Raw genomic sequence first — 25,568 nt, forward strand, 5'->3', positions numbered from 1 at the left:
TCCAGAAAGGCTCTGTTTTTATCCGACTCTTTTGGTCGGTCTTGTGGTGCTAAGTGTAAAAGCTGATTGCCAATTGTTCGTTATTCATTTGCCCAAAGATGCTCTATTTTTGTGCGACCAAACTGTGCAGATGCATAACTTTGGTCAGCGGTTTTCCATAGCCATGTACAGAAACAGCAGGTCTTCCAGCCGAAAAGGGGACCAGCCGGTCAGGGTTTCAATGCCCTTGAGCCGGTAGCGAACGGAGTTCCGGTGTAGGTGCAGCTGGCTCGCGCAGCGTTGAATGTCTCCGTCTGCCTCTATAAAGGTTCTCAGGGTTTTGAGGTATTGCTCCCGGCGCGGGTGGGCCAGCAGGGGGCGAATGGCCTGGTTAAGCTGGAGTTGCTGCCAACCGGGGCTCAGACTTTGCCAGAGTGCTGCCAGTGGAAAATCCTGAAATGAGAAGTGCCCACCCGAGGGCTGGCGTTGGTTACCTGCCTTCAGGGTAGCTTCGGCAGACTCATAACAGGCTTTCAGATTGCTGTGAAATACCGTGCCGGTAGCGGCAGACACTGAATTCCGGCTCGTTGCAGGGATGCGCCCCAAGGCCGCATTCAAGGCCTCTGCCGCCGGGCGTTCGGTAAAGAAGAAGGCGAGATATCGCTGTCGGGTAAGTAACACCAGTGCCTCGGGCTCGGTGCGTTCGAGGTCTCTGGACAAAGTAGCCATATCGGGTGGCCAGGGTGAGGTCGGCTTATTCGCCGCCAGTACAACCGCAATTCTTGGCTTGTGAAGGTCCAGACCGATTTGTTGTGGCCAGTCCTCGGGAACCAGTTCACCGTCGAGCAGGGCCTGAAGGGTATTCTGTATCTGGTTCCGGCGGTGACGAGTCACTTCGATCAGCGCTGCCTGCTCCAGAATCAGTTCTGCGGTAATTCGCAGCAGGTCGGCGTAGGGCAGTACTTTATCAGGGGTGCCGGAAATGCCGACAACGGCTACCACCGATCCGGACATCACTACGGGCAGGTTGACCCCGGGCCTGACCCCCGGGTATTCGCCCGCTTGGGCCTCATCTACCACCAGGGGGGTTCCGGTCTTGGCGACGGTTCTGGCTCCCTCGTGCATTTCACCCACCCGCCGTGAGTCGCCAGAAGCAATGATGATGCCTTCCGGTGTCATCACGTTCACCGAGTGGCCAATGACGGGCATGGCCCGGTCCACGATCCGTTGGGCGGTGGCCTGGTCAAGAGTGTTCATCGTTGTTCCTCACAGGCCGCGGTCTTTAACGCTTTCCATTACTACAAAGGTGCTGGTCTGCAGCACATGGGGCAGGCTGGAGATCTGTTCGCCAAGCACTTGCCGGTACTCGGCCATGTTTTTGGTTCTGACTTTAAGAAGGTAGTCGAAGTTGGCAGCCATCATATGGCATTGCTCAACTGCAGAGATTTGCCGAACCGCCGTGTTGAACGCCGCCAGCGCCTTGCTGCTGGTGTCGTTCAGGGTGACCTGGGCAAAAGCTACGTGCGACAAGCCAAGCTTGGTCTGGTTAACCATGGCGCTGTAGCCGGTGATGTAGCCCTGCTCCTCCAGGCGCCGCATCCGGATCTGGCAGGGAGTCTTGGAGAGGCCTACCCGGGAGGCAAGGTCTGTCACGGTTATGCGGCCGTTCTTCTGTAGTTCCCGGATGATCGAGAGGTCAATCCTGTCCAGATCCGCCATGGCTGCTATCCTTTTAGAAAGTCGGTCTGTTTTTTGTGTTCAGGTAATAATTCCTGTTCTTGGCCTGAATTAGGGATAATAGTTTTGTAATTTCAATCCAAAAAAGGAAAAAGGTAAACCAATTTCGCCCTGAATAGGTAAATAGTATATAGCGGCTTCGTTAAAATGCGGACAGTATTCCAATAAGCAGGAGGGTATCCCCCATGAGTCCACAGCAATCCATGACGCCAGAGCTTCATAACATTCGCAAGGCCATCCGTGCCAACTACCTGGCGGACGAGTATGAGGTTATTCATCGATTGATTGCTGAGGCTCAGCTCTCCGATGACGCTCGGGTGGCGATCTCTGCCCGGGCGGCCGATCTGGTTCGCAGCGTCCGTGGCAGTGCCCGCCCGACCATTATGGAAAAATTCCTTTCCGAGTACGGGTTGACCACCAAAGAGGGCGTGGCCTTGATGTGTCTGGCCGAGGCGCTGTTGCGGGTTCCGGACAACCTGACCATCCACGATCTCATCGAAGACAAAATTACATCCGGTAACTGGGGCGCCCACGTGGGCAAGGCCAAATCCGGACTGATCAATTCGGCCACCCTGGCCTTGTTGATGACCAGCAACCTGTTGAAGGACTCCGAGCGCCAGAGCGTGGGGGATACCCTGCGCAAACTGGTCAAGCGCCTTGGCGAGCCGGTGGTTCGTACCGTGGCGGGGCAGGCCATGAAAGAAATGGGCCGACAGTTCGTGTTGGGCCGGGATATCGAAGAAGCGCAGGAGCGTGGCAAGGCCCAGGAAGCAAGAGGCTACACCTATTCCTATGACATGCTGGGTGAGGCTGCCCGTACCGATGCTGACGCCCAGCGTTACTACCAGGCGTACTCCGATGCTATCGACAGCATCAGCAAGCGCTGCGAAGGTGATGTGCGCACCAATCCGGGTATTTCGGTAAAGCTGTCCGCACTGCTGGCCCGCTATGAATACGGTAACAAAGAGCGGGTGATGAATGAGTTGATGCCCCGGGCCCTGAAACTGGCCCAGAAGGCCGCAGCGGCCAATATGGGGTTCAATATTGACGCGGAAGAGCAGGACAGGCTCGACCTGTCCCTAGATGTGATTGAAGCGATTCTGTCGGAACCGTCACTGAAAGGCTGGGATGGTTTTGGCGTGGTGGTCCAGGCCTTTGCCAAGCGGGCGTCCCAGACGCTGGATTGGCTCTATGCATTGTCTGAGAAACTGGACCGCCGGATCATGGTGCGGCTGGTGAAGGGTGCCTATTGGGATGCCGAAATTAAACGGGCCCAGGTGATGGGGTTGTCAGACTTCCCGGTGTTTACCCGCAAGGCCTGCAGCGATGTGTCGTATTTGGCGTGTTCCAAGCAGTTGCTGGGCATGACAGACCGGATTTACCCCCAGTTTGCCACCCACAACGCCCATTCCGTATCTGCGGTGCTGGAGTTGGCAAAAGGCCTGGGTCGCGACAAGTTTGAGTTCCAGCGGCTACACGGCATGGGTGAATCCCTGCACGACCAGGTGCTTGAAGACAGCGGTGTACCTTGCCGGATCTATGCTCCGGTTGGTGCCCACAAAGATCTGCTGGCGTACCTGGTGCGCCGCCTGCTTGAGAACGGTGCCAACAGTTCTTTCGTGAACCAGATTGTGGACACCAGTATCACTCCGGAAGAGATTGCCAAAGACCCGATTGATGTGGTGAAGACTCTGGGGCACAACCTGTCCAGCAAGGCGATTGTGCATCCGTCGAAGCTCTTTGGTGAGCAACGCCGTAATTCCAAAGGTTGGGACATCACCGACCCGGTAACCGTTGAGGAAATCGACGAGGGCCGCAATCGTTACAAGAGTCATCAATGGCACGGCGGTCCGGTATTGGCCGTTGAGCCCGCCAGTGATGAAGTGGTTGAGGTGCGCAATCCGGCCAACCCGGATGATCTGGTCGGCCACATTACCTACGCCTCCGAGGCAGACGTGTCTGCTGCCCTGGACGCTGCCCGGGACGGGTTCAAGCAGTGGTCGGCGCTGTCTGCGGAGGATCGCGCCGAGATGGTCCGTAAGGTAGGCGACCTGTATGAAGAGAACGTACACGAGCTCTTTGCCCTGACTACCCGGGAAGCGGGTAAGTCCCTGCTGGACGCGGTGGCGGAGATTCGTGAGGCGGTGGATTTCGCGATGTTCTACGCCAACGAGGGTGTCCGTTACAAAGAGGCGGGCGAGGCCCTTGGCGTGGTTTGTTGTATTTCCCCCTGGAACTTCCCGCTGGCCATCTTTACCGGCCAGATCCTGGCGAACCTGGCGGCAGGCAATGCGGTGGTCGCCAAGCCGGCGGAGCAGACCTCACTGCTGGCGGTACGGGCGGTTGAACTGATGCACCAGGCGGGCATTCCCAAGGCGGCTATCCAGTTGCTGCCGGGCACCGGGGCCACCGTGGGTGCTGGCCTGACCTCCGACGCCAGGGTGAATGGCGTTTGCTTCACCGGTTCCACCATGACCGCCCAACGTATCAACAAAGCCATGACCGAACACATGGAGCCGGACGCGCCACTGGTGGCGGAAACCGGTGGTCTGAATGCCATGATCGTGGATTCCACGGCTTTGCCCGAGCAAGTGGTGCGGGACGTTCTGGCGTCGTCATTCCAGAGTGCCGGCCAGCGCTGTTCTGCTCTGCGCATGTTGTACGTGCAGAAAGACATCGCCGACAACCTGCTGGAAATGCTCTATGGCGCCATGGAAGAGCTGGGCATTGGAGACCCCTGGCTGCTGTCTACCGACGTTGGCCCGGTGATCGACGAGAACGCCCGTAAGAAGATCAACGATCATTGCCAGAAGTTCGAGCAGCAAGGCAAGCTGCTGAAGAAGATCAAGGTGCCCGAGAGAGGCCTGTTCGTTTCCCCTGCGGTGCTTCAGGTGAGTGGCATTGAGGAAATGGAAGAGGAAATCTTTGGCCCTGTTCTGCACGTGGCTACGTTTGAAGCCAAAGACATCGACAAGGTTGTGGATGCGGTGAACGCCAAGGGTTACGGCCTGACCTTCGGCATTCACAGCCGGGTAGATAACCGGATTGAGCACATTGCCAGCCGCATCAAGGTGGGCAACACCTACGTTAACCGGAACCAGATTGGCGCCATCGTGGGCTCTCAGCCGTTTGGTGGCGAGGGCTTGTCTGGCACTGGCCCGAAGGCCGGCGGCCCGCAGTACGTGCGTCGCTTCCTGAGAGCGGAGGTGGTCCACAAACGGTCTGAGTCCAGCAACAAGGTACTCGGGGCTGACAAGGTGCAGAAGCTGATCGACAAGCTGGAAAAGGCCGAGGTACCGGCGGCGGATCGCCGTAAAGAAGCTCTGCGCCCCTGGTTCAAGAACGTACCGGCGCCGTTGGATCTTGGCTATGAAGAAATGCCAGGACCAACCGGCGAACAAAACCACCTGTCCTGTCATGCCCGCGGCACCATTCTGTGCCTGGGGCCGGATGCGGAATCTGCGCTAGAGCAGGCTAGCACTGCGTTGTCACAGGGCAACAAGGTGGTTGTGATTGCACCTGGTGCCGAAAAAGCCCTGGCGGATGCCGTCAAAGCCGGCTTGCCGGTGGTGGCCGCCGACGGCGTGATCGCCCCGGATGCACTGACCCAGCTTGAGGGCTATGCCGCCATTACCAGCGTGGCCGAAAAGCCTCTGCTCAAGCAATATCGACAGGCCCTCGCCCGGCGCGATGGTGCGTTGCTGCCCATCATCACCGAGCACAAACTGGACCAGCGTTACGTGATCGAACGGCATCTGTGCATAGACACCACCGCCGCGGGCGGCAACGCCAGCCTGATCGCCTCCGCCGAGTAGGGTCTGTCCCCAAGGGTCTGTCCCCGAACGGGGACTGACCCCCTTTTACCCCGGTCCATCTCCCAACCCCGATACCTGGTGCGTTTGGGGTCAGTCCCCATGCGGGGACAGACCCCGTAGCTAAAGGGTCAGTCCCCGCAGGGGACTGACCCACTTTTACCTCGGCCCATCTCCCAACCCCGATACCTGGTGCGTTTGGGGGCGGTCCCCATTCGGGGACAGACCCCGTAGCGACCTCGTAGCCACGTAGCAAGCGACCCCATCCTGCGCTACCATCTCCCTCTAAATTCACTTCTCCAATCGCACCGCTGGCCCACATTGAACACACCCGCCCCCAGCAAAACCACCGAAGCCGAAGCCACTCAAACCTTCTGCGCAGTCTGCCTGTCGCTGACGCTCTGTTTCGTGGTCTACTCCATGCTAATCGTCGTGGTACCGGTCTACGGCTTGCAACTGGGCGCCTCTCCCTTGGTCCTTGGTGCGGTTCTGAGTGCCCAGTATCTGTTACCCCTGGCCCTGGCTATTCCGCTGGGTGGGGTGGTCAGCCGTTTCGGTGGTCGGGCAACGCTGATAACCGGTGCCGGCTTGATGGTGGCGGGGCTTCTGGCCATGCACCTCTGGCCTGGTTTTGGTGGATTGGTCCTGGGACAGCTATTGGTTGGTCTGGCGCATCTCCAGATGGTTCTGGCGGCACAAACCATTATTGCCAACCTGGGCGCGGGTCCGCGCCTTGAGAAGTATTTTGGTTGGTACTCCACCTGGCTTTCCGGCGGACAGGTGATCGGCCCTCTGCTGGCAGGGCTGTTGCTGAACGCCAGCGGAACGGCTTACGTGTTTCTGGTGATGGCAGCGTTTGCGCTGGTAGCCGGCGTGGTAGGATTCTGGTTGACCGGCCAGGCCACTGAACGCATTCAGGTTACTCGAAAGCAGGCAGGATTCCGGGCCCAGTGGGCTTTGATGCAATTCAATCGCGGCGTACAGCTGTCGGTTCTGGTGACAGTATTGGGCATGTTTGCCCTCGGTGTTTACGGTAGTTACCTTCCAGTTTATCTGGAGAGCCTTGCAATCAGCCCGGTGATCATCGGGATATTGGTGAGCCTCAGGGCGGGGGTGTCCATGGTGATTCGTCCGTTCATGGCGTCGATCATCGAGCTCGCCGGCGGCCGTGTGAATACGGTGTTTTTGTCACTGGTCACTGTGTCTGCAGGTATCGCGCTTCTGGGTGCAACGGAGCAGGTTGTCGTCATGGGATTGCTCGCGGTGCTGGTCGGTATCGGCTCAGGACTTACCCAGCCTTTGTCCATGGTTATTCTTGCGGAGTCGGTTGACCGCGCCAAGCGCTCCGGTGCGCTGGGAATGCGATTGATGGCCAACCGCGCCATCCACTTTCTGGCACCGCTGATGTTCGGCCTTCTGCTGGAGTTGGGCGGTTTCGCACTGGCGTTCGGCGCCTCCGGTGTTGCCATCGCCGCCGCGCTACCCATAGGTCGAAAGCTGTTCAAGCCGTAATCCTTTGCAAATTGAACTTCGGTACTCGGGTGGTTACCATTCAGCCTGCAGAAGTGAGGGGCTATTCCGTGACCAGATTACTGATTTTCTTGATTGTGGTTCTCGCAGCCAATACTGCGCACGCCAATGAATCCCGCTGGTTGCTGCAGACCAGCGTTTTCACAACCCACCACAATCCCAAACCGGAACACAACAATGACCAGAAACTGGTCTCGCTGGAATATGCCCGTGAGGACGACTGGGTGGTTGGCGGAGCAAGCTTTCTGAATTCCTTCAGTCAGCGTTCAGCGTATGTCTTCACCGGCCGGTACTTTGATTTCGGGCCGGGGCCAGTGTTTGCCAAGGTGACCGGTGGGCTGATGCACGGGTATCGGGGCGAGTATCGGGACAAGATTCCGCTGAATCACCTGGGCGTAGCTCCCGCTATCATTCCTGCAGTCGGAGTTCGAGGGCAGCATGTATCCTCAGAGCTTTCGTTTCTGGGAGCCGCAGCAGTGATGATTACCACCGGCTTGCAGTTCTAGTGAACGGTCAAGAATTACCTGGCGGCTCCAGCCGGGGATTCTCGATGGTGTTATCCAAATTCGTCAGATTCCGGCACGATAATGACTGCACAGGGACTTATGCCTGAGGTGGCTGAACGTTGCCTTAACCATACTGAAGATAATAAGGTAAAGCGTGTGTATCAGCGCCACATTATGGCCCTGAAAAGAAAGAGGCTTGGGGTTTGTTGGTACCTCATGCACGAGAGTTGTTTCATCTCGGTATAGGTAACTTACTGAATGATTCGTCTGCTGATTGTCCAAACCGTAAAAGCCAAGAAGATCTAGCCGAAGTTTAAAATCTCAAGAAGTTATGGGGCGAAGAAAAGGTAGCTTCTTCGATGCATTGGCCGACAAGAGAAGTTTACTACTTCTACTTGCACCGTTCTGGATGGACTTCCCCCAATGAAATGAGGCTGTAAACCAAATTGTGTAACTGCCCACGACTGAGTAATCTTTTCAAAAGGATATCATTGTGGGTGCGCAATTGGACCGCGAAAGCTCAAAGCCATTGAGCCGCTTTATTCTTGAATTCGACGACCGCCTAAACGGCCATCTGTAATGGGGTGGCTGGTTGCACACATATATTTGCAGGCTATTTATCGGCATCATTGTTGCGATATTGATGGTTTGCAAAGCTCATTAGTCAGTTGCTTATTTAGTGCTATTGCTATCATCGTCCCCGGGTTTATCAACTGAAAATCAGTAATCAAGTTTTACATTTATTTTTAAGAAGGTTTCTGTTTTTTTAATGTTAGATGGCCTCTAATTCTGGCTTGTTTAAATAGTTGTCCGTTGAGATTGGCCAGAATAACGTTAACTTGAGAATAATCTTATATATTCATTTTCTGTTTCTATATACCTTATCGCAAAGCAAGCTATTTCTCTGAAATAGTTACAAGCCTTAAGTTCCCTCGCGAGTTCGTTGAACTTTCGAGATGCATGTATTGCCAGCTGAAAATGGTTTTGTAGGGCCGGCACAGTTTGCCGATAAGTAAATCAATATAGGAAATGGTCAATGAAACGGATAACACTTTTGGGAGCAGCGGTTAGCTTGCTTGTTGGAGGCCAGGTATTCGCTGAGGCTGCCACGCAGCACGGCTTAGGCCAGGAAACCACCTCTGACAGGCCACAGCCTGATCGTCGGCAAGGTCACGCCTATCTGGGCGTCCGCGCAGGGTGGGCGTCCTTTCATGGCTTCTGCGAATCAGACTCACTGAGCTGTAGTAACGACACCTTTGGCTATGGGCTTTATGGCGGGTATCAGTTCAATGACTGGTTGGGCCTGGAAGCGGGTGGAACGTCTTATGGCACGCCGGATTCTCGCTACCCTGCTGGCAAAGTAGAGGCAGAAACTTATGGCGCAGAGCTGGCTGTCAAACTGGGCTACCCACTGACCGACAATGCTGAACTCTTTACTCGGCTTGGAGGCGGTTATCAGCGCATTGACAAAACCTATTCGCCGCGGCCTGACACCTTAAAAAGTCGTGACTGGAACCCGATGGCATCGGTGGGTGTGGACTATCGCCTGTCCCAGCGTTGGTCGCTGCGCGGCGAATACCAGTTTATTGATGGTGTAGGCAACAACGCCACCGACAAGGCGGATCTGCACTTCACCTCGCTGGGTGTGACCTATCACTTCGGGCAACAGGCGCCTGCGGCTCATGCGCCGGTTGAAATGGCGTCTGTGGTGGAGCCCAAGGCGGAACCTCAGATGCCGGTTGCACCAGCCCCTCGCTATGTGATGGTTGAGAAAACACGCGTCTTCGATTCAGAAGCCCTGTTTGATGTTGGTTCAGCCGTTATCAAGGACACTAGTCCCCTTCTGCCACTGGTTGATCAGATTAAACGGCACGATCAGGGCGCCATTATGCTGATTGGCTACTCCGATTCAACGGGGCCTGCGGCCTACAACCTGCGGTTATCAGAGGCGCGCGCGCAATCGGTGGCGGATTACCTCGAGCAGCAGGGGGTTGTGCCTTCCCGTCTGAGCGTTAAGGGACTGGGCGAAGCGAACCCGGTTGCCAGCAATGACAGCCCCGAAGGGCGCGCCAAAAATCGCCGGGTTGAGGTGCGGTTTACCACCACGGTTAGAGAGACACGGAAAGTAACCAGCGGACAGGTAGGTAATCAATGAACGTCAATATGAAAGTCGTTTGGGTCTATTTGTTATCCATATTTAGTGCTGTTTTGGTCGGCTGTGGCGGTGGAGACTCTGGTCTTGGTAAGGTGCCCAGTGTGGGCGAGGTGCCCAGTGTTCGGAGCGGGCAGGTGGCGTCGCTGGTTGTCACCCCGAAAAACGCGACCGTAGCAGTGGGTTTGACCGTTCAAATGCAGGCAGACGCTGTGCAGAACGACGGTCAGGTCTTGAGTGTAACGACGAATCCGGGGCTGACCTGGGCGTCAGAACATGAGGATGTCGCCACCATTGACAGCGAAGGTCGGTTGATCGGGCGCAGCCCGGGCACCGCTACCATTACCGCAGAGTTGGTGGATAAGGACGGTTCAACGGTGTCGGATTCGGTTACCGTAACGGTGAAGCCCGCCATCGTTCAGTCGCTGCAGGTGACCCCGCCCTCGGACACCGTGCCCGCAGGCCTTGGTAAGCAATTCTCAGCGACGGCGGTGCTGTCTGATGGCACCACGTACGACATTACTCGTGATACCAACACGAAGTGGTCATCAGAAGATGGGGCCATAGCCACTATTAGCGCTTTGGGTTTGGCCACCGGCGAGCGCCAGGGCTCCGTTAAAATTCGAGCGTCCTATGAAACGCCTGATGGCTTGATTCTGCGGGATGAAGTGGCTTTGACGGTTACCTCGGCGGTGATCGAGGGATTGCAGGTTACCTCGAAAAGCAAGAACAGTCCGGTTGGCGTGACAACTGAATTCAAGGCAGTGGCGCTCATGTCTGATGGCGATGCCTTTGATGTCACTAACGATCCGGCCACCGGCTGGCGAACCTCAGATGCCAGCATCGCGACGATTACCACCGGACAGCCCGACAACAATGGTCAGGCGGTTGGTCACGCCGTTGGCGAGGTATCGGTCACGGCCAGTACCACCATTAACGGCGTGACCGTGGATGGCGAAATAATGTTGAACATCACGGCCCCGATACCATTGAGCATGAGCGTGTCGCCGGCGATGGCCAGCATTGCTAAAGGAATCGAACAGCCGTTCTCCGCCAACCTGAAGTATTCAGATGGTTTGACGCGCTCGGTCACCAGCGACCCGGCAATCAGCTGGGTCTCTGACACAACCAGCGTTGCGACTATTCAGCGGGATGGAAGGGCCACGGGCGAAGACGTGGGCACTGCGATCCTCAAGGCGTCCGGCACGTTTGACGGAGTTACCCTGTTGGCATCGGCGACCCTGACAGTGACCCAGGCGGAAGTGGTGAGCCTTGAGGTGACCCCGGCTGAGGCCGAGGTGCCGGTGGGGCATAAAAAAGCGTTCTTTGCCACCGTCACCATGACCGACGGTTCAAAAGAGGACGTGACGGGCAACGCTAATCTTAGCTGGACCTCAGATGCCACGGGCATTGCGACGGTGATTGCCAAGGGGCAAGCATCCGGCGTGACGGAGGGGGTTGCCAATATCACGGCCTCCTACCCCTCGCCGGCAGGCGGAGCGCCGATGACTGGGTCAGCTACCCTGACAGTGATCGGGGCGGTACTGGAAAGCATCGAAGTACCGGCCTCAGTGGAACTGTACGCTCTTGGTACATCAACTATAACCGCAAACGGTGTCTATTCCGATGGCAGCTCCCGGGATATCACTAAAGATGTAGGCTGGACTGGTCATAGCCCATTGATGGTCTCAGTTGGCAGTGGTGCTGAAGACGGTGGTGTGGTTACCTCTATCTCGCTTCCGTATTTTGGGATCCAGCTCGGGGAGACACAGACGCGAGCTAAGCTAACCAATAGCCTCGGTGAGGAAATCGTCAGCGACGATGTGGTGATAAAAGTGGTTGCCCCAGCAGAAGAGGTAATCACCTGGGGAGTTACCAAGTATGGAGGGGACAGTTCTTCGGTGCGTTACCAGCTTACTGATGTGGTGGATATTTCCAGTGCCAACCGGGCTTTTGCGGCCCTGAAAGGGGATGGCACAGTGGTTACCTGGGGAGCCTGGGCGGGTGGAAACAGTGACGAGGTACAGGATCAACTGGTTAACGTGAAGAGTATCACGGGTAACAATGGCGCCTTTGCCGCGATCCGGGAAGATGGCAGCGTTGTCACCTGGGGCACCCCTGCCCTCGGAGGCAATAGCAGCCATGTGAAAGACGAGTTGATCAATGTTCGGAGCGTTCATTCTGCCTGGAACTATGCCGATCATGTTACTGGGCGGGCCTTTGCTGCGCTCCGAGAGGACGGCGGTGTCGTCGCGTGGGGTGATGCCCTCTATGGCGGGGACGCCAGCGCGGTGAAAGATGATGTAGTCAATGTTCGGGCCATCGCTGCCAGCCCGGCAGCCTTTGCCGCGGTAAAGGAGGATGGCACGGTGGTCACCTGGGGTGATCCGGCAAAAGGTGGCGACAGCAGCGCGGTTGAAGACAAGCTCACCAATGTAAAGTCTGTTTTTTCTAATGGTTGGGGCTTTGCGGCGGTCCGGGAGGATGGCTCGGTGGTGACTTGGGGCCGGTCAATTAGCGGGGGTGATAGCAGCTCAGTTCAAGCCCAGCTGACGGACGTTCGATCGGTTGTTGGTACTCAGAATGCCTTTGCCGCGCTCCGAGGAGATGGTTCGGTAGTGTCTTGGGGCGCGTCGGCTTTTGGAGGCGACAGCAGCGCGGTGCACGACCAGCTAACGGACGTGACTGCTATTTTTCACACCACCGCTGCCTTTGCCGCACTCAAGTCAGATGGAACGGTGGTTACGTGGGGGGGAGATCACCCGTCCGCGGATAGCAGTGCAGTGCAGGACAAACTCAGGGACGTAGTCACTATTTCTTCAAACCGGTCGGCGTTTGCGGCGCTTAAAGCGGATGGTTCTGTGGTTACCTGGGGAAGCGAACAAAATGGAGGGGACAGCAGCGCGGTGAAAGACAAGCTCACTAACGTCCAGAAGGTTGTTGGCAATGGTGGGACTGCTTTTGCGGCGCTGAGAAAAGTGGACTAAACGGAGTAACGTTGCAGTCTGACAAGCATCGAACATCAATACTTGTCAGACTGTTTTCCAGAAACGCAAAACCCGGACCTTTCGGCCCGGGTTTTGTGTAGGGAATTCTGGTCGGGACGGTAGGATTTGAACCTACGACCCCTTGCACCCCATGCAAGTGCGCTACCAAGCTGCGCTACGCCCCGTAAACTGCTGCCCACCAAGAAAAGAGGTTTATCTCAGTGGCTTAGCGGGAGCGAAGTCTACACCAGCCCACGGTAAAAATAAACAGGGAGCGGGCGATTTTCTTCGGCGGATTATCGCAGTTTGGTTTCCCGCAGTTTCAGGATGAATTCCGGCGGCTCAAAGGTATCGGGCCGGGCTTCTTCCCAGTATTTGTCGAATACCGTCAGGCCGGTTTTGCCTTCCAGCAGGGCGCCGGGTTCCAGAAACGGGAACAGGTCCAGATAGCTATGTATTTCCGTTTTGGAGACGCGCCGGACAATATGCTCGGGGCCCAGTTCGGAGGGGTGTTTCAGGCCAGATGCTTCCAGAGGTTCTGAAGGGCGTCCAGCGTGTTCTTGTGGTAGTTGAATACCCGTTCGCTTTTCAGGGGAACGTCCAGTTTGTTGCCCCGGCGTGGGTCCTGGGTGGCTATCCCGCTGGGGCAGCGTCCGGTATGGCAGTTAAGGGCCTGGATGCATCCCAGGGCGAACATATAGCCGCGAGCGGCGTTACACCAGTCGGCACCGAGTGCGAGGGTGCGGGCAATGTTAAAGGCCGAGGTGATCTTTCCGGCGGCACCAATGGCAATGTCTTCCCGAAGGTTGGTGCCTACCAGGGTGTTGTGTACCAGCAACAGGGCTTCGGTCATGGGCATGCCTAGCCGGTTGATGAACTCGAGGGGCGCTGCGCCGGTTCCTCCCTCACCGCCGTCTACCACAATAAAGTCGGGCTTCTTGCCGGTTGCCAGCATGGCTTTGACAATGGCAAACCACTCCCAGGGGTGACCAATGGCCAGTTTGAAACCGACCGGCTTGCCACCGGAGAGTTCGCGAAGCTGCTCCAGAAACTCCAAGAGTTCCACCGGGTTGGAAAAAGCGGAATGGCTTGCCGGGGATACGCAGTCTTCGCCGACCTGAACGCCTCGGGCTTCGGCAATCTCTTGGGTTACTTTTTCACCGGGCAGAATGCCGCCATGGCCGGGTTTGGCACCTTGGGATAGTTTGACCTCTATCATTTTAACCTGATCAATGCAGGCATTTTCCCGGAACATATCCGGGTTAAAGCTGCCGTCTGGATGTCGGCAGCCGAAATAGCCGGAACCAATTTCCCAAACCAGATCGCCGCCTGGCTCCCTGTGGTAACGGGAGATAGAGCCCTCGCCGGTGTCATGGTAGAACCCGCCTTTGCGCGCACCGGAATTCAGGCTGAGAATGGCGTTGGCAGACAGCGAGCCAAAACTCATGGCGGAAATGTTGAATACGCTGGCGCTATAGGGCTTGTCACAGTTCTTGCCGATCACAATACGGAAGTCGCTGGAGCTCAACTTGCTTGGTGTAAGGGAATGGTTCATCCATTCGAACCCCTCCTCATACATGCCGAGTTGTGAGCCAAACGGTCTCTTATCGAGTACGTTCTTGGCCCGTTGGTAAACAATGGTGCGTTGTTCCCGGGAGAATGGCCGCTCTTCGGTGTCTGACTGGATGAAGTACTGCCGGATCTCCGGCCCCACGGACTCAAACAGGTAGCGAAAGTTCGCCATGATCGGATAGTTGCGACTTACCGTATGACTTCTCTGAAGCAAATCCCAGGTTCCCAGGGTGGTCAATCCAGCGAAAATCAATGGAATAACGTATCCAGCGCCTGCCCACAAAGTGATCGGTAAGGAAATGATCAGACCGGCAATGCTGATTACATAGGCCGAGTAGCGCAGCGGGAAGGTGGTGGTTTTCGCCATGGATACCTCTGTGGTCGGTGCGGGTCACGCCAAATTGGCGTGGTTTCAAGTATATCTTACGGCTTGCAGTGCGGAGGGGTTCAGATAGATGTCCGGTTGTACTTTCGCTTCTGAAATCTGGTCTATGCTTGAATGTGCAGTGATGACACATGTCAACTTTTGATGTTTTGAGCTCAAAATAATAAGATGACTAGCTTGTAATCTATGAGGATAGATTCACAGCTAATGAACCCGAACGAATATTCAATCGTCACACCAGACCAGGAGGCGCCAACGTGGGCGAGGTAGTGAAAGACGAATATCAGACGGATTACGTCGCAGGCCAGGACAACATAAGACCGTTTGGACTGGACCTCCATAACTGGGTATTCCCGGTCACATCAGTCATTGTTGTGCTGTTTGTCATAGCAACCCTGATGTTCCCGACAGCCGCCAAGGAAACGTTGGACGGCATGAAGTGGGACATTATCGGATCCTTTGACTGGTTCTTCCTGATCAGTGCCAACATCTTTGTGGTGGTTAGCCTGGCCCTGATCTTCATGCCCGTAGGCAAAATACGGATTGGCGGTCAGGAGGCAACGCCGGAATTCTCGACAATGTCGTGGTTTGCCATGTTGTTCGCAGCGGGTATGGGGATTGGCCTGATGTTCTGGGCCGTAGCAGAACCCGTGGCTTACTACACCGGCTGGTATGAGACGCCGTTCAATGTAGAGGCGAACTCGGCCGAGGCCCGTAACATGGCCATGGGCGCGACTCTGTACCACTGGGGTCTGCACCCATGGGCAATCTACGCTGTAGTCGCCTTGTCGTTGGCGTTCTTTGCTTACAACAAGAACATGCCCCTGACCATCCGCTCAGCCTTTTTCCCGCTCCTGAAAGATAAAGTGTGGGGCTGGCCTGGGCATGTCATTGATGTGCTGGCAGTGGTCGCCACCATCTTTGGTTTGGCGACGTCCCTCGGCTTTGGTGCGCAGCAGGCTGCCTCGGGCCTGGACTACCTGTTTGGTATGGGCGCCGGGATCAATGTTCAGATGGCCATTATTGTTGGTGTCACGGCATTGGCGCTGATTTCGGTGCTTCGCGGTCTGGATGGCGGCGTCAAGGTGCTCAGTAACATCAATATGGTCACCGCTGGCGTCCTGCTGGCCTTCGTGATTTTCGCTGGCCCGACCCTGGCCATCGTCGAGACCATCTGGATTACGTCATCCACCTACGTGGCTAACGTGGTGCCTCTGAGCAATCCGTTTGGCCGTGAAGACGAGGCCTGGTTCCAGGGCTGGACTGTCTTCTACTGGGCCTGGTGGATTTCCTGGTCACCGTTCGTGGGTATGTTTATCGCCCGGGTGTCCAAGGGCCGGACAGTGCGCGAGTTTGTAACTGCGGTACTGATCATCCCAACCCTGATTACCACCGTGTGGATGAGTGGGTTTGGTGGCTCCGCCCTGGATCAGATCCAGCAAGGCATGGGTGCACTGGCAGAGGACGGCCTGACAGAAGTCTCGCTGGCGACTTTCCAGATGTTCGCCAACCTGCCGCTGACCGGAATCATCTCCTTTGTGGGTATTGTTCTGGTGCTGGTGTTCTTCGTGACATCGTCGGATTCTGGCTCACTGGTCATCGATAGCATTACTGCCGGTGGCAAGACCGATGCACCGACGGCTCAGCGTGTGTTCTGGGTGGTGATGGAAGGTGCGATTGCCGCAGCCTTGATCTTTGGTGGCGGTGACGACGCCCTGGGGGCCATTCAGGCGGTGGCCATCAGTGCCGGCCTGCCGTTCACTGTCGTGCTGCTGATCATGACATGGGGCCTGTTGAAAGGCCTGACACACGAACGAAAACTGTTGTTGCAACGCGGTGAGCTGCTCTGACGGAGCAGCCTTCACGGCCACAAAAAACCGGAGCTTAGTGCTCCGGTTTTTTGTGGCCTGCCGCTTGTCAGAATTTCCCGAAAGCTCCCATCGCGTACTGAACACGCTCCCTGGGGCTGAAATGGGGGCGCTTAAGGGCCTCGATGTTTCTCAGCCTGGGTAACAGCCCCTCCCCGTTAGCCATCTGTATGGCCAGGCCAGGGCGTGCGTTGAGTTCCAGCAGCAGGGGGCCTTTCTGGGTGTCGACCACCAGGTCTACGCCCATATAGCCCAGCCCGGTGGCTTCATAGCATCGGGACGCCATTTCCAGCATGTCTTCCCAGCTGTCAATCTGGATGTTTTCCAATGCCAGGCCAGTGTCCGGGTGCAGGGTGATCGGGCGATTGAACTGAACCGCGTTGAGGCTGCGGCCGGTGCCTATGTCCAGGCCAACACCAACGGCTCCCTGGTGCAGGTTGGCTTTGCCATCGGAATCCTTGGTGGCCAGTCGCAGCATGGCCATCACCGGATAACCCTGGAAGATAATGATGCGGATATCCGGAACGCCCTGGAAGGAGTATCTGGCGAGGGAGGGGGTGGACTGTACCAGATCTTCCACAATCGCGACGTCTGGCGTTCCTGCCAGGGAATAGAGGCCGGCCAGAATGTTGGTCAGATGGCGTTCGAGCATAGCCACGGAAATACGGGCGCCAGAGGCCTTGACGTAGTCATCGCCATCTCGCCCGGTGATCACGGTAATGCCTTTGCCACCGGAGCCTTTGGCGGGCTTGATGGCGAAGCCAGCGAGCCCCTCGGCAATTTCCCGAAAATGGGATATTTCGTGTTGCTGGCGAACTACCTGCAACAACTCCGGGGTTTTGACGCCGTATTCGCTGACTGCCAGCTTGGTTTTCAGCTTGTTATCAACCAGCGGATAAGACTCCCGTTCATTGTACCGGGAAATGTAGTCCACATTTCGCCGGTTCATGTTCAGGATGCCAAGCTTTTTCAGTTTTCTGGGGGAAATCCAGTCCATATCAGTCGTAGGCCTTCATCGGGGTAAAGCGCCTTAATTCGCTGAGCTTGTAACCGGTGTATTGCCCCATCAGCAGGATCAATCCCAGCACCACCAGATGCAGTTCCGGGAAGTTGAATGTCAGGTGCCCGGCCAGCGACGTGTTCATGGCCAGATAGGCACAAATTGCGACAAACAGGCTGCCGCTGCCTTGTACCATAACTTCGCGGGCACCTTCCTCTTCCCAGAGTATGGACATTCGTTCAATGGTCCAGGCAATGATCACCATCGGGAAGAAGGTGACGGTCATGCCGGTATTGAAGCCCATTTGATAGCCGATAATACTGAGTCCGGCGGTGATGAAGATCACCAGGATGATCAGCGCAGATATTCGTGAAACCAGAAGCAGGTTGAGGCTGGAGAGATAGCCTCGTAACAGCAGACCAATAGCGACGACCGACAGGAAAGCGATCAGTCCGGGCACCAGGGTTGTCTGGACAAACGCCACGGCAATCAACACGGGCATGAATGTGCCGGAGGTGCGAACCCCGATGACAATCCGCATAAATGCCACGATCAGAGCCCCGATGGGCAGTAGCAGTAGCATCCGGAACATGCTTTGCTCTTCGATCGGGAGTTGGTAGAACCCCAGTACCCCAAGGCCGTTCTTGTTGGCCTCCAGGGTGGCCAGCTGAAGTGCGGGCACCGTCTGCCGGAGCATGGAGAAGCTTACCTGGGAGTTGTCGCCGCCCACCACATCAAGCAGCGATTCCGACCCCTGGCGCCACAGCAGCAGGTTTTCCGGTACCCCCTGTTCGGCGGTTCTTGGGTCAAAGGTGAGCCAGCGGTCACCGTTATGTATCTGCAGGAACTGCATCAATTGCTGGCGGCGGCGGGCATCTTCCAGTTTGAGTGCGTCGGCGGTGCGGGCTGGGATGCCAGCATGATTCAGCATTCGAACCAGCATTTGCAGATAGTTGTCGTCAGCCACCAGCAGGGTGGTGTTCTGGGTTCGGCTGTCAGGCTGAAGCAGCCGGATTAGCTCCCGTGTCAGGCTTTCCGGAGAGCTGGAGCGTTCGTTAGCCTGGCGCAGTACTTCGCGGACTGCGGTAGCCTGGGGTTCTTCCCAAAAGGTGGGGGTTGGCCTCGGTTTTCGTGACCGCGCGGATTCCCCGGCACTGTCATCAGGCACAAACTGGGCTTTGAAATAGAGTGTCTGGGGGCCGGAGACATCCCGCTTGGTCCACTCGGCGCGCCGGCTGCCAGAGGTTTCGATAATGGAGAAACCATAGCCCGGGGACGCTGCTTGTTCGGTGAGGATGCTGAACCCCGGCGGTTGCTCGGGAATGTGCAGGCTTATCTGTGCTGCCTCATCCTGGCCGACAAAGTCCACCCGGGCTTCGATCATCCAGACTGGCCTTTGCTCGCCCGTCATCCAGGGGACACCAAGCTCGATGTGTCGCCAGGTGGCAATGGAAATGCCGGCGGCGATCAGTAACAGAACAAATGCGTAGAACGGCGCTCTGGAGCGGACGGTCATGAGTCATCTCCGTTATTCGCTCGCCTGCGGTAGGAGTCAGGAAGTTCCGTGGCGTATTCCTTACCCACGTCAATGAGCATGACATCCCGCAAAACGTTCCGGCCAATCAGTACCTCGTAGGTCAGGTTAGTCCTGTCGGCCAGGGTAAACTCGGCCACTTGCTGGTGGTCGCCGATGGCAAACTGGAGCTCCACCACCACGCGCCGTTCGGCTTCTTCGGCACTGGCCTGAATGACCCGAACACGGCGCGATATCTCCCGCTCCATGGTGACCCATTCGCCGTCCGCACCGGGCACAGGTACCTCAAAGCGTACCCAGTTGCTGCCATCCCGCTCGAAACGTTTGACGTTACGTGCGTGAATGGACGATGTCTCTGCACCACTGTCGATTCGTGCCGTGTAGATATGCCCTGGGCCGGCCAGGTAGAATTTTTCTACTTCCCCAACGATCAATTTGCCTTTGAGCCTGTCGGCGCGCCCCTGGTTCTCTGCAACTGCGGGGCAAACCGGTGCTGCGGCCGGCGGGCAAACGGGCCTTTCAACCTGGGTAGCGATAGCGTCGAGAATGGTTTGTGTGGCAGCGTCGCTTTTGTGGAGGAGTTGTTCATGCCGCACGGTGGCGTTGTTTTCCATCGTCACCTGCGTGGCTCTCTGGGTTTGTACCGACGTTCTAAGGTCTTCCATGTTATTTTTGGGGACCATGAAGTAACGATCTGCCGAGCAGCCGGTGATCACAAGCGCCATGGTTGGAATAACGAACATCAGGAAGCGCCGAGGCTGGAAGAACCTGTAACCCATTGATTTCCCCTGAGCTGGCTGCGGAAGCGGTTTCTGCGACCGATTATGAATGCAGCCTGTGAATGTGTTTCTGAATCAGGCGGCAAAGTATACTACACGTGACCTGTGTGAATACTTTACAGTTGGTTAAGGCCTTGAAAATCGACTCAGGGTGAAATCAGTTGTTCCTGGCCAAGGGCGGTTTCCGAGCGGAGAAATTCCTGGATCACCGGGGAGCAATTCAGATAGAACAACAACAGTTCGCGCTGGATATCCTGATCCTGAATGCGGGAGGCAAAGCCTACGATGTCTTTCAGCGTCTGGTCGCTCACAGCGCTGTGTTCATTTGTGGGCACTGACTGGCCATAGCGAGAGTTGAGAAGTTGGGTCAGGCGCTCAAGGTGAAATTCGCCGGTGTGGGTGATGTGAGGCAATACCCGTACAGACTCGCGCCCCGAGTGCGCATCTGAGGTGCAAAGTGCGTCATCCATGCATCCCGCACCTGTTGCCGGCATGTTATCTACGCCCAGTTTTCTCCAGAGTGCCTTGAGCATGTGCTGGTCCTGCCTTGGCGCGTTCAGGGTTCGGAACCCTGCGCCGTTGAGAGATCCTTTTGTTCCTTGTAGAGCAATTTACGTTAGCCGTAAAGAACCGGATTCCGTCACTTGCCGGAAATGCCGATCAGTCGAGGGCGGAACTGAGATCAGCACAGGTAATGAGGGTTTAACGGGCAAAAAGTTCCGCGCTTGGGGTAGACTGGTTCGCTAACACTAACCATTGAAAATCTTTGGTGTTAACACGCTACGAAAGGAGTTTCACGCTGTGGTCGATACCCTGACCAATCTTATGGAGCTACGCCCCGAATGGCTGGCCGGCTGGATTATCACGCTTCTGGTGGCGTGCGTCGCCTTGTGTGCTGGCCTGGTCTGGGCCGCTTTGGCAGTGCGCAAAGTTCGTGCCGCGCTGGATCTGAAGGCACAGGAGTTGTCTGATCAGAATGCCCGGTTGCGCGAATCGGATCAGGCTCAGGCGTTGCACCATCAACAGGTAAGCCATCTGGAACAGCAGATAGAGCAGCAGCGGCAAACCCTGCTGGAGCGGGATAACAGTCTCGAGACCTGGCGCCAGAAAGCCACCAGTCTGGAGAACCGATTGGCCTCTACAGATTCGGAGTTGGCCAGTCGCCGGGACCGGTTAAGCCAGCTGGAGCAGGAGAACCGGGATCTCCGACTGCGGGCCGAGAGCCTGAGCGATGAGTTCAACCAGCTGAAAGTGGAGCTCCGGGAACAACAGGTGACCCTGGACAAAGAGCGCCGCTCGGCAGCGGAAAAAATGGAGCTGCTTGAGAAAAACCGGGTCGCCCTCAAACAGGAGTTCGAGAACCTGGCCAACCGCATCTTTGACCAGAAAAGCGAGCGCTTCAGTCAGCAGTCGAAAACCAGCCTGGATTCCCTGCTCAACCCGTTCCGGGACCAGCTCCAGGACTTCCGCAAACGGGTTGAGGACGTATACACCACCGAAACCCGGGATCGCCAGGCCCTGCGAAGCGAAATTAAATCGCTGCAGGATCTGAACCGCCAGATTACCGAGGAAGCCGCGAACCTGACTCGCGCCCTCAAAGGCGACAAGAAAGTACAGGGCAACTGGGGGGAATTGATTCTTGAGCGAGTGTTGGAACGCTCAGGCCTGCGCAAAGGCGTAGAATACGAAACCCAGGGCAGCTACCGGGACGAAGACAACCAGTTACTGCGCCCCGATGTCATCGTACATCTGCCGGACCAGCGCAACCTGGTGGTAGACTCGAAAGTGTCACTGCTGGCTTACCAGCAGTGGGTAGTGGCCGAGGAAGACAGCGCCCGTGACGAAGCCCTCAAGCAACACGTAGAGGCGGTGCGCAGCCATATCCGGAGCCTCAGTGAGAAAGACTACAGCCAGCTTAATGGCCTGCATTCTCCGGATTTCGTGCTGCTGTTCATGCCAATCGAGCCAGCCTTTGTGGCAGCATTCCAGCAAGACGAGAACCTGTTCGCAGAAGCCTTCGAGCGAAAGATTATTGTGGTGACTCCCACCACCTTGCTGGCGACCCTCAGGACGATTGAAAATATCTGGCGTTACGAGCGGCAAAGCCAGAACGCCCGTCGGATTGCCGACCGGGCTGGCGCCGTTTACGACAAACTTCGGGTGTTTGTGGAGGCCATGGAGCGTTTGGGCACCCAGCTGCACACGGCTCAAGGCACCTATGATAACGCCATGAATACGCTGACTCGTGGCCGTGGTAATCTGATCTCCCAGGCCAACCGGTTTGTGGAACTTGGGGTTCGGGTAAAGAAGGAACTGCCCAAGGCCATTGTGGACCAGGCCGAGGTGGATGCGGATGACGAAGATGCCGATTCCGGCGAGCCGAAGCATACCGAGCTTGGCGCGCCTACAGACGCAGGTAGCGACGCACCTGAGGTGGCGGAAGAAGGCACAAATGACAATCAGGAGTAGCGGTATGTTGTCACCCAGAATTGTAAGCCTGGCCGGTGGACGGTCATTAGTGGCAGGCCTGGCAATGGTGGCCTCGTTGGCCACGGTTTCTGCCCACGGGCAGTCGTTGGCACCGGAGCATGAGATCCGTCGCCTGATGCTGGCTACCGAAGAGGCCGTTTCGGCAGAGCGCTGGGGTGAGGCGAGCGAGTACCTGAACCGTCTGCAGAAGATGGAAACCGAAAAGCCCGCAGATTATTTCTACTACCGCGGCCGAGCAATGTTGCAGGCCGGCCACCTCAACGAGGCGCGGGCGGCCCTGGAAGCTTATGTGAGCAGGGCTGGAGTGGATGGGAAGCACTACCAGCAGTCACTGAAGCTGATCACCGATATTGAGAAAGAAAATCGCGCCAACGTTCGGGCGCTGGCCAACGGCAATGGCGAAGCCAAAGAGCCCGTGGCCATTATCGAACCGGCGGGCGGCCAGGAGCTGAAAAGCCTGCGCCAGCTGTACCTGGCCGACTCAGACCGAGAGGCGTTGACCATCCATCTCAATGCCCTCTTGGAAACCGCCGGCTGGCGCAGGGACAAAACCGTGGTGCGGTTGGACCGGCCAGCAGACATCCGGTACCGGGTGAGCGTTGCCAACGGTAACCTGAACATTCAGGAAATCACCCGGAACACCGATGATACAACCGTCCGGAAGTCTGTTTCGCTGCCGGTATTTGGCGTAAACCCACAGCCCCGCTGGGACTGTGAGCCCGCTGTAGGCGCCTGCTGGATTTATGATCCGAGGGATGGCTCCCGGCTGTTCCAGCTGGCTCAAAGCCGAAACCAGGTGAACGAGATTGCCCTGACCCTGGGCCGACTGATTCGCAACCTGCAGCAGGGCAGTTCCGGCTCCTGATCCGCACTGATTGCAAGGTCCTGGCCGTTATTCGGCCAGGTCACCCCGTTCGCCCTCCCGCCAGGCACCCGGGGTGACGCCGGTCCACTTCTTGAAGGCCCGGTGAAACGTTGAAGGCTCCGTAAAGCCCACCCGCTCGGCAATATCGTTGATCGGCAACTCCTGATGGCTCAGGTAGTAAATGGCCATATCCCGCCGTAGTAGATCCTTGATCTCCTGGAACGACGTATTTTCCTGCTTGAGCCGCCGCCGGAGGGTTTGCGGGCTGGTGTGAAGCTCCTGGGCAATCCAGTCAAAATCCGGCATAGGCTTGGAAAAATCCCGGCCAATCAGCCCCCGAATTCTACCCGTCCAGGTGTTGCTTTCGTCTGGCCGGGATAACAGATCCGCAGGCGAGGTTTTCAGAAACTGGCGCATCTCCGGCTTGTCCCGGATCACTGGGGCGGAGAGAAAGCGCTTGCTGAAGGTGAGGGCGATGCAGTCGGAGTCGAACGCCAGTGGGCAATGGAAGATATGGCGGTACTCATCGCCATGCTCGGGGCGGGGATAGTTGAACTCCGCCTTCTCCAGCTCCACCGGCTGGCCAATCAGCCAGCTGCCCAGGCGGTGCCAGATCACCAGGATGCTCTCGCGCAGGAAATAGCTTGGGTCGTGAATCTCGCCCTCGATACGGGCCACCAGCCGGGCGTTGTCTTCGTTAACTTCCAGTTCCATGCTCACCATGGGCTCAAACAGGCGGGAGAAGCGGAACGCCTGCTCGTAGACTTCTTCCAGCGTCTGGCAATTAATCACCAGGGCGCACATGGTGGCAAAGGTGCCGGTGCGGGCCTTCCGCGGCCCCATGCCCATAAACTCGTCACCGGTGCGGTTCCAGATCACCTGCATCAGCCGGCTGAACTGGTCGCTGCTTACCCGGGCCATGTCTATGCGCAGCAAATCCGGCGAAATGCCGGCCTCCTGCAGCAGCGCACGGCTATCCAGCCCCAGGCGCTCCGCGCCGGAGAGGGATGCTTCAACGAAATGCTTTGAAACCGTAAGCGTGGACATAACCGGTGCCATTGATGGAAACGACGTTCATCATAAGTGCCCCGAGGGACAATGCAACCATCTGATTTCGCGAAAGATGGAAGATTCTGCCAATGGGAATGAAGGAACCGGCAGTTGGCCCCCTCTGCAAAACCCGGCAGCATGAGCCACAGTAATAACAATACCTCAGATCAACCAATGGAGACGACCATGGCAGGCCCACTGAACGCCCTGAAAATACTCGATTTCAGCACCCTGTTACCCGGCCCCTACGCCACCATGATGCTTGCCGACATGGGCGCGGAGGTGCTGCGTGTGGAAGCGCCGGACAGGGTAGACCTGGCCAAGGTAATGCCCCCGTTTGATGGCAAGTTCAGTACTACCTTCTCGTACCTCAGCCGTGGCAAGCAGACACTCCAGCTCAACCTGAAACAGCCTGAGAGCGTGGAGAAGGTGAAAGAACTGGTAAAAGACTACGACATCGTAGTGGAGCAATTCCGCCCGGGTGTGATGGATCGGCTGGGCATTGGCTATGAAACCCTCAAAGCCATTAACCCGAATCTGATCTACTGTGCCATCACCGGCTACGGCCAGACCGGCCCCTACAAAGACCGCGCCGGCCATGACATCAATTACCTGGCCATCTCCGGCGTTGCCAGCCACTGCGGCCGCGCCGACAGCGGCCCGGCCCCCATGGGCATCCAGATTGCCGACGTGGCCGGCGGCTCTCACCACGCGGTGATGGGCATTCTCGCTGCGGTCATTCAGCGCCAACAAACCGGGCAGGGCGCCTTCATCGACATCAGCATGACCGACGCCGCCTTCGCCCTCAACGCCATGGCCGGCGCCGCCGCCCTGGCCGGCGGCCAGCCCCAGAAGCCCGAGGGCGGCATGCTCAATGGCGGCACCTTCTACGATTACTACCAGACCAGCGATGGCCGTTGGTTGTCGGTAGGCAGCCTGGAGCCGCAGTTTTCCGCGCGGTTGTGTGACACGCTCGGACTCAGCGAGGTGAAGAGCTTTGCCCTGAGCCAGAACCCTGAGCATCAGAACACATTGAAAGTGGCGATCAAGAAGAAGATTGCGGCGAAGACTTTTGCCGAGTGGCGGGAGATTTTTGCGGAGGTAGATGCGTGTGTGGAGCCAGTTTTGACGATTGAGGAGGCGGCGGAGCATCCGCAGATTAAGGCTCGGCGGATGGTGGTTGAGCGGGATCGGGGGGATGGTGTGGGGCAGCGGCAGTTAGGTTATCCGATCTGGCACGTTCCGGCGTCGGATTAAAGAGTGAATAGTCGTTCATTTTCGAGCAAAAACTAAAGTCGTCTGCTAATTTGTGATAGTGAGTC

General features: G+C 56.9%; 16 protein-coding genes, 1 tRNA gene and 1 pseudogene. 9 read left to right on the forward strand and 9 right to left on the reverse strand.

The window, feature by feature from the left end; translation table 11 throughout:
* Positions 1-144 precede the first annotated feature (144 nt).
* Together ACNSOI_RS06280 and ACNSOI_RS06285 are read right to left on the reverse strand one after the other, a co-directional pair.
* A complete protein-coding gene (locus tag ACNSOI_RS06280; RefSeq protein WP_420195377.1) occupies positions 145-1,236 on the reverse strand; it encodes a CdaR family transcriptional regulator in 1,092 nt (363 codons plus the stop codon).
* Positions 1,237-1,245: 9 nt separating this feature from the next.
* On the reverse strand, positions 1,246-1,698 hold the full coding sequence (locus ACNSOI_RS06285) for an Lrp/AsnC ligand binding domain-containing protein (RefSeq protein ID WP_061331707.1): 453 nt from the start codon (positions 1,696-1,698) through the stop codon (positions 1,246-1,248).
* Between the two features lie 203 nt (positions 1,699-1,901).
* Between ACNSOI_RS06285 and putA the strand changes: the two genes are divergently transcribed.
* From putA to ACNSOI_RS06310, 5 genes are all read left to right on the forward strand, one after another.
* The gene (putA, locus tag ACNSOI_RS06290) at positions 1,902-5,531 is read left to right on the forward strand and encodes a bifunctional proline dehydrogenase/L-glutamate gamma-semialdehyde dehydrogenase PutA (protein WP_420195378.1); all 3,630 of its coding nucleotides are present in this window, start codon (positions 1,902-1,904) and stop codon (positions 5,529-5,531) included.
* Positions 5,532-5,849: 318 nt separating this feature from the next.
* Positions 5,850-7,040 carry an MFS transporter gene (locus ACNSOI_RS06295; protein WP_420195379.1) on the forward strand — a complete coding sequence of 397 codons (1,191 nt, stop codon included), beginning with the start codon at positions 5,850-5,852 and terminating at the stop codon, positions 7,038-7,040.
* A gap of 68 nt (positions 7,041-7,108) precedes the next feature.
* Positions 7,109-7,564 carry a sn-glycerol-3-phosphate transporter gene (locus ACNSOI_RS06300; RefSeq protein ID WP_106695996.1) on the forward strand — a complete coding sequence of 152 codons (456 nt, stop codon included), beginning with the start codon at positions 7,109-7,111 and terminating at the stop codon, positions 7,562-7,564.
* Between the two features lie 1,036 nt (positions 7,565-8,600).
* A complete protein-coding gene (locus ACNSOI_RS06305; RefSeq protein WP_420195380.1) occupies positions 8,601-9,719 on the forward strand; it encodes an outer membrane beta-barrel protein in 1,119 nt (372 codons plus the stop codon).
* A 134-nt stretch (positions 9,720-9,853) separates the two neighbouring features.
* Positions 9,854-12,703, forward strand: coding sequence for an Ig-like domain-containing protein (locus ACNSOI_RS06310; RefSeq protein WP_420195381.1), 2,850 nt, complete (start codon positions 9,854-9,856; stop codon positions 12,701-12,703).
* A gap of 108 nt (positions 12,704-12,811) precedes the next feature.
* On the opposite strand, the gene ACNSOI_RS06315 is transcribed toward ACNSOI_RS06310, so the two are convergent.
* Positions 12,812-12,888, reverse strand: a tRNA-Pro gene (locus tag ACNSOI_RS06315).
* Between the two features lie 111 nt (positions 12,889-12,999).
* Positions 13,000-14,642, reverse strand: a pseudogene (locus tag ACNSOI_RS06320) (FMN-binding glutamate synthase family protein).
* 275 nt (positions 14,643-14,917) lie between these two features.
* Here ACNSOI_RS06320 and ACNSOI_RS06325 point away from each other — a divergent pair.
* Positions 14,918-16,510 carry a BCCT family transporter gene (locus ACNSOI_RS06325; protein ID WP_106695358.1) on the forward strand — a complete coding sequence of 531 codons (1,593 nt, stop codon included), beginning with the start codon at positions 14,918-14,920 and terminating at the stop codon, positions 16,508-16,510.
* A gap of 67 nt (positions 16,511-16,577) precedes the next feature.
* Here ACNSOI_RS06325 and ACNSOI_RS06330 read toward each other — a convergent pair whose 3' ends face one another.
* From ACNSOI_RS06330 to ACNSOI_RS06345, 4 genes are all read right to left on the reverse strand, one after another.
* Positions 16,578-17,525, reverse strand: coding sequence for an alpha-L-glutamate ligase-like protein (locus tag ACNSOI_RS06330; RefSeq protein ID WP_106695359.1), 948 nt, complete (start codon positions 17,523-17,525; stop codon positions 16,578-16,580).
* Between the two features lies 1 nt (position 17,526).
* Positions 17,527-19,044 (reverse strand): inactive transglutaminase family protein, encoded by a 1,518-nt coding sequence (locus tag ACNSOI_RS06335; protein WP_072677708.1) that lies wholly within the window; start codon positions 19,042-19,044, stop codon positions 17,527-17,529.
* The gene (locus ACNSOI_RS06340; RefSeq protein WP_420195706.1) at positions 19,041-19,805 is read right to left on the reverse strand and encodes an ATP-dependent zinc protease; all 765 of its coding nucleotides are present in this window, start codon (positions 19,803-19,805) and stop codon (positions 19,041-19,043) included. Before ACNSOI_RS06340 ends, ACNSOI_RS06335 begins: the two co-directional genes overlap by 4 nt.
* A gap of 182 nt (positions 19,806-19,987) precedes the next feature.
* Positions 19,988-20,374 carry a hypothetical protein gene (locus tag ACNSOI_RS06345; RefSeq protein ID WP_106695361.1) on the reverse strand — a complete coding sequence of 129 codons (387 nt, stop codon included), beginning with the start codon at positions 20,372-20,374 and terminating at the stop codon, positions 19,988-19,990.
* A gap of 268 nt (positions 20,375-20,642) precedes the next feature.
* Here ACNSOI_RS06345 and rmuC point away from each other — a divergent pair, with 268 nt between their 5' ends.
* Both rmuC and ACNSOI_RS06355 read left to right on the forward strand, forming a co-directional pair.
* Positions 20,643-22,310, forward strand: a complete 1,668-nt coding sequence (gene rmuC / locus ACNSOI_RS06350) for a DNA recombination protein RmuC (RefSeq protein WP_420195382.1) — start codon at positions 20,643-20,645, stop codon at positions 22,308-22,310.
* A gap of 4 nt (positions 22,311-22,314) precedes the next feature.
* Positions 22,315-23,196, forward strand: coding sequence for a hypothetical protein (locus ACNSOI_RS06355; RefSeq protein ID WP_286254644.1), 882 nt, complete (start codon positions 22,315-22,317; stop codon positions 23,194-23,196).
* Positions 23,197-23,223: 27 nt separating this feature from the next.
* On the opposite strand, the gene ACNSOI_RS06360 is transcribed toward ACNSOI_RS06355, so the two are convergent.
* Entirely contained in the window at positions 23,224-24,243 is a 1,020-nt protein-coding gene (locus ACNSOI_RS06360; RefSeq protein WP_106695362.1) for an AraC family transcriptional regulator, read from the reverse strand.
* A 189-nt stretch (positions 24,244-24,432) separates the two neighbouring features.
* Between ACNSOI_RS06360 and ACNSOI_RS06365 the strand changes: the two genes are divergently transcribed.
* Positions 24,433-25,503, forward strand: coding sequence for a CaiB/BaiF CoA transferase family protein (locus ACNSOI_RS06365; protein ID WP_420195383.1), 1,071 nt, complete (start codon positions 24,433-24,435; stop codon positions 25,501-25,503).
* The last annotated feature ends 65 nt before the right edge of the window (positions 25,504-25,568 follow it).

The sequence above is a fragment of the Marinobacter sp. GH_1 genome, from assembly GCF_048595985.1.
Classification (GTDB): domain Bacteria; phylum Pseudomonadota; class Gammaproteobacteria; order Pseudomonadales; family Oleiphilaceae; genus Marinobacter; species Marinobacter shengliensis.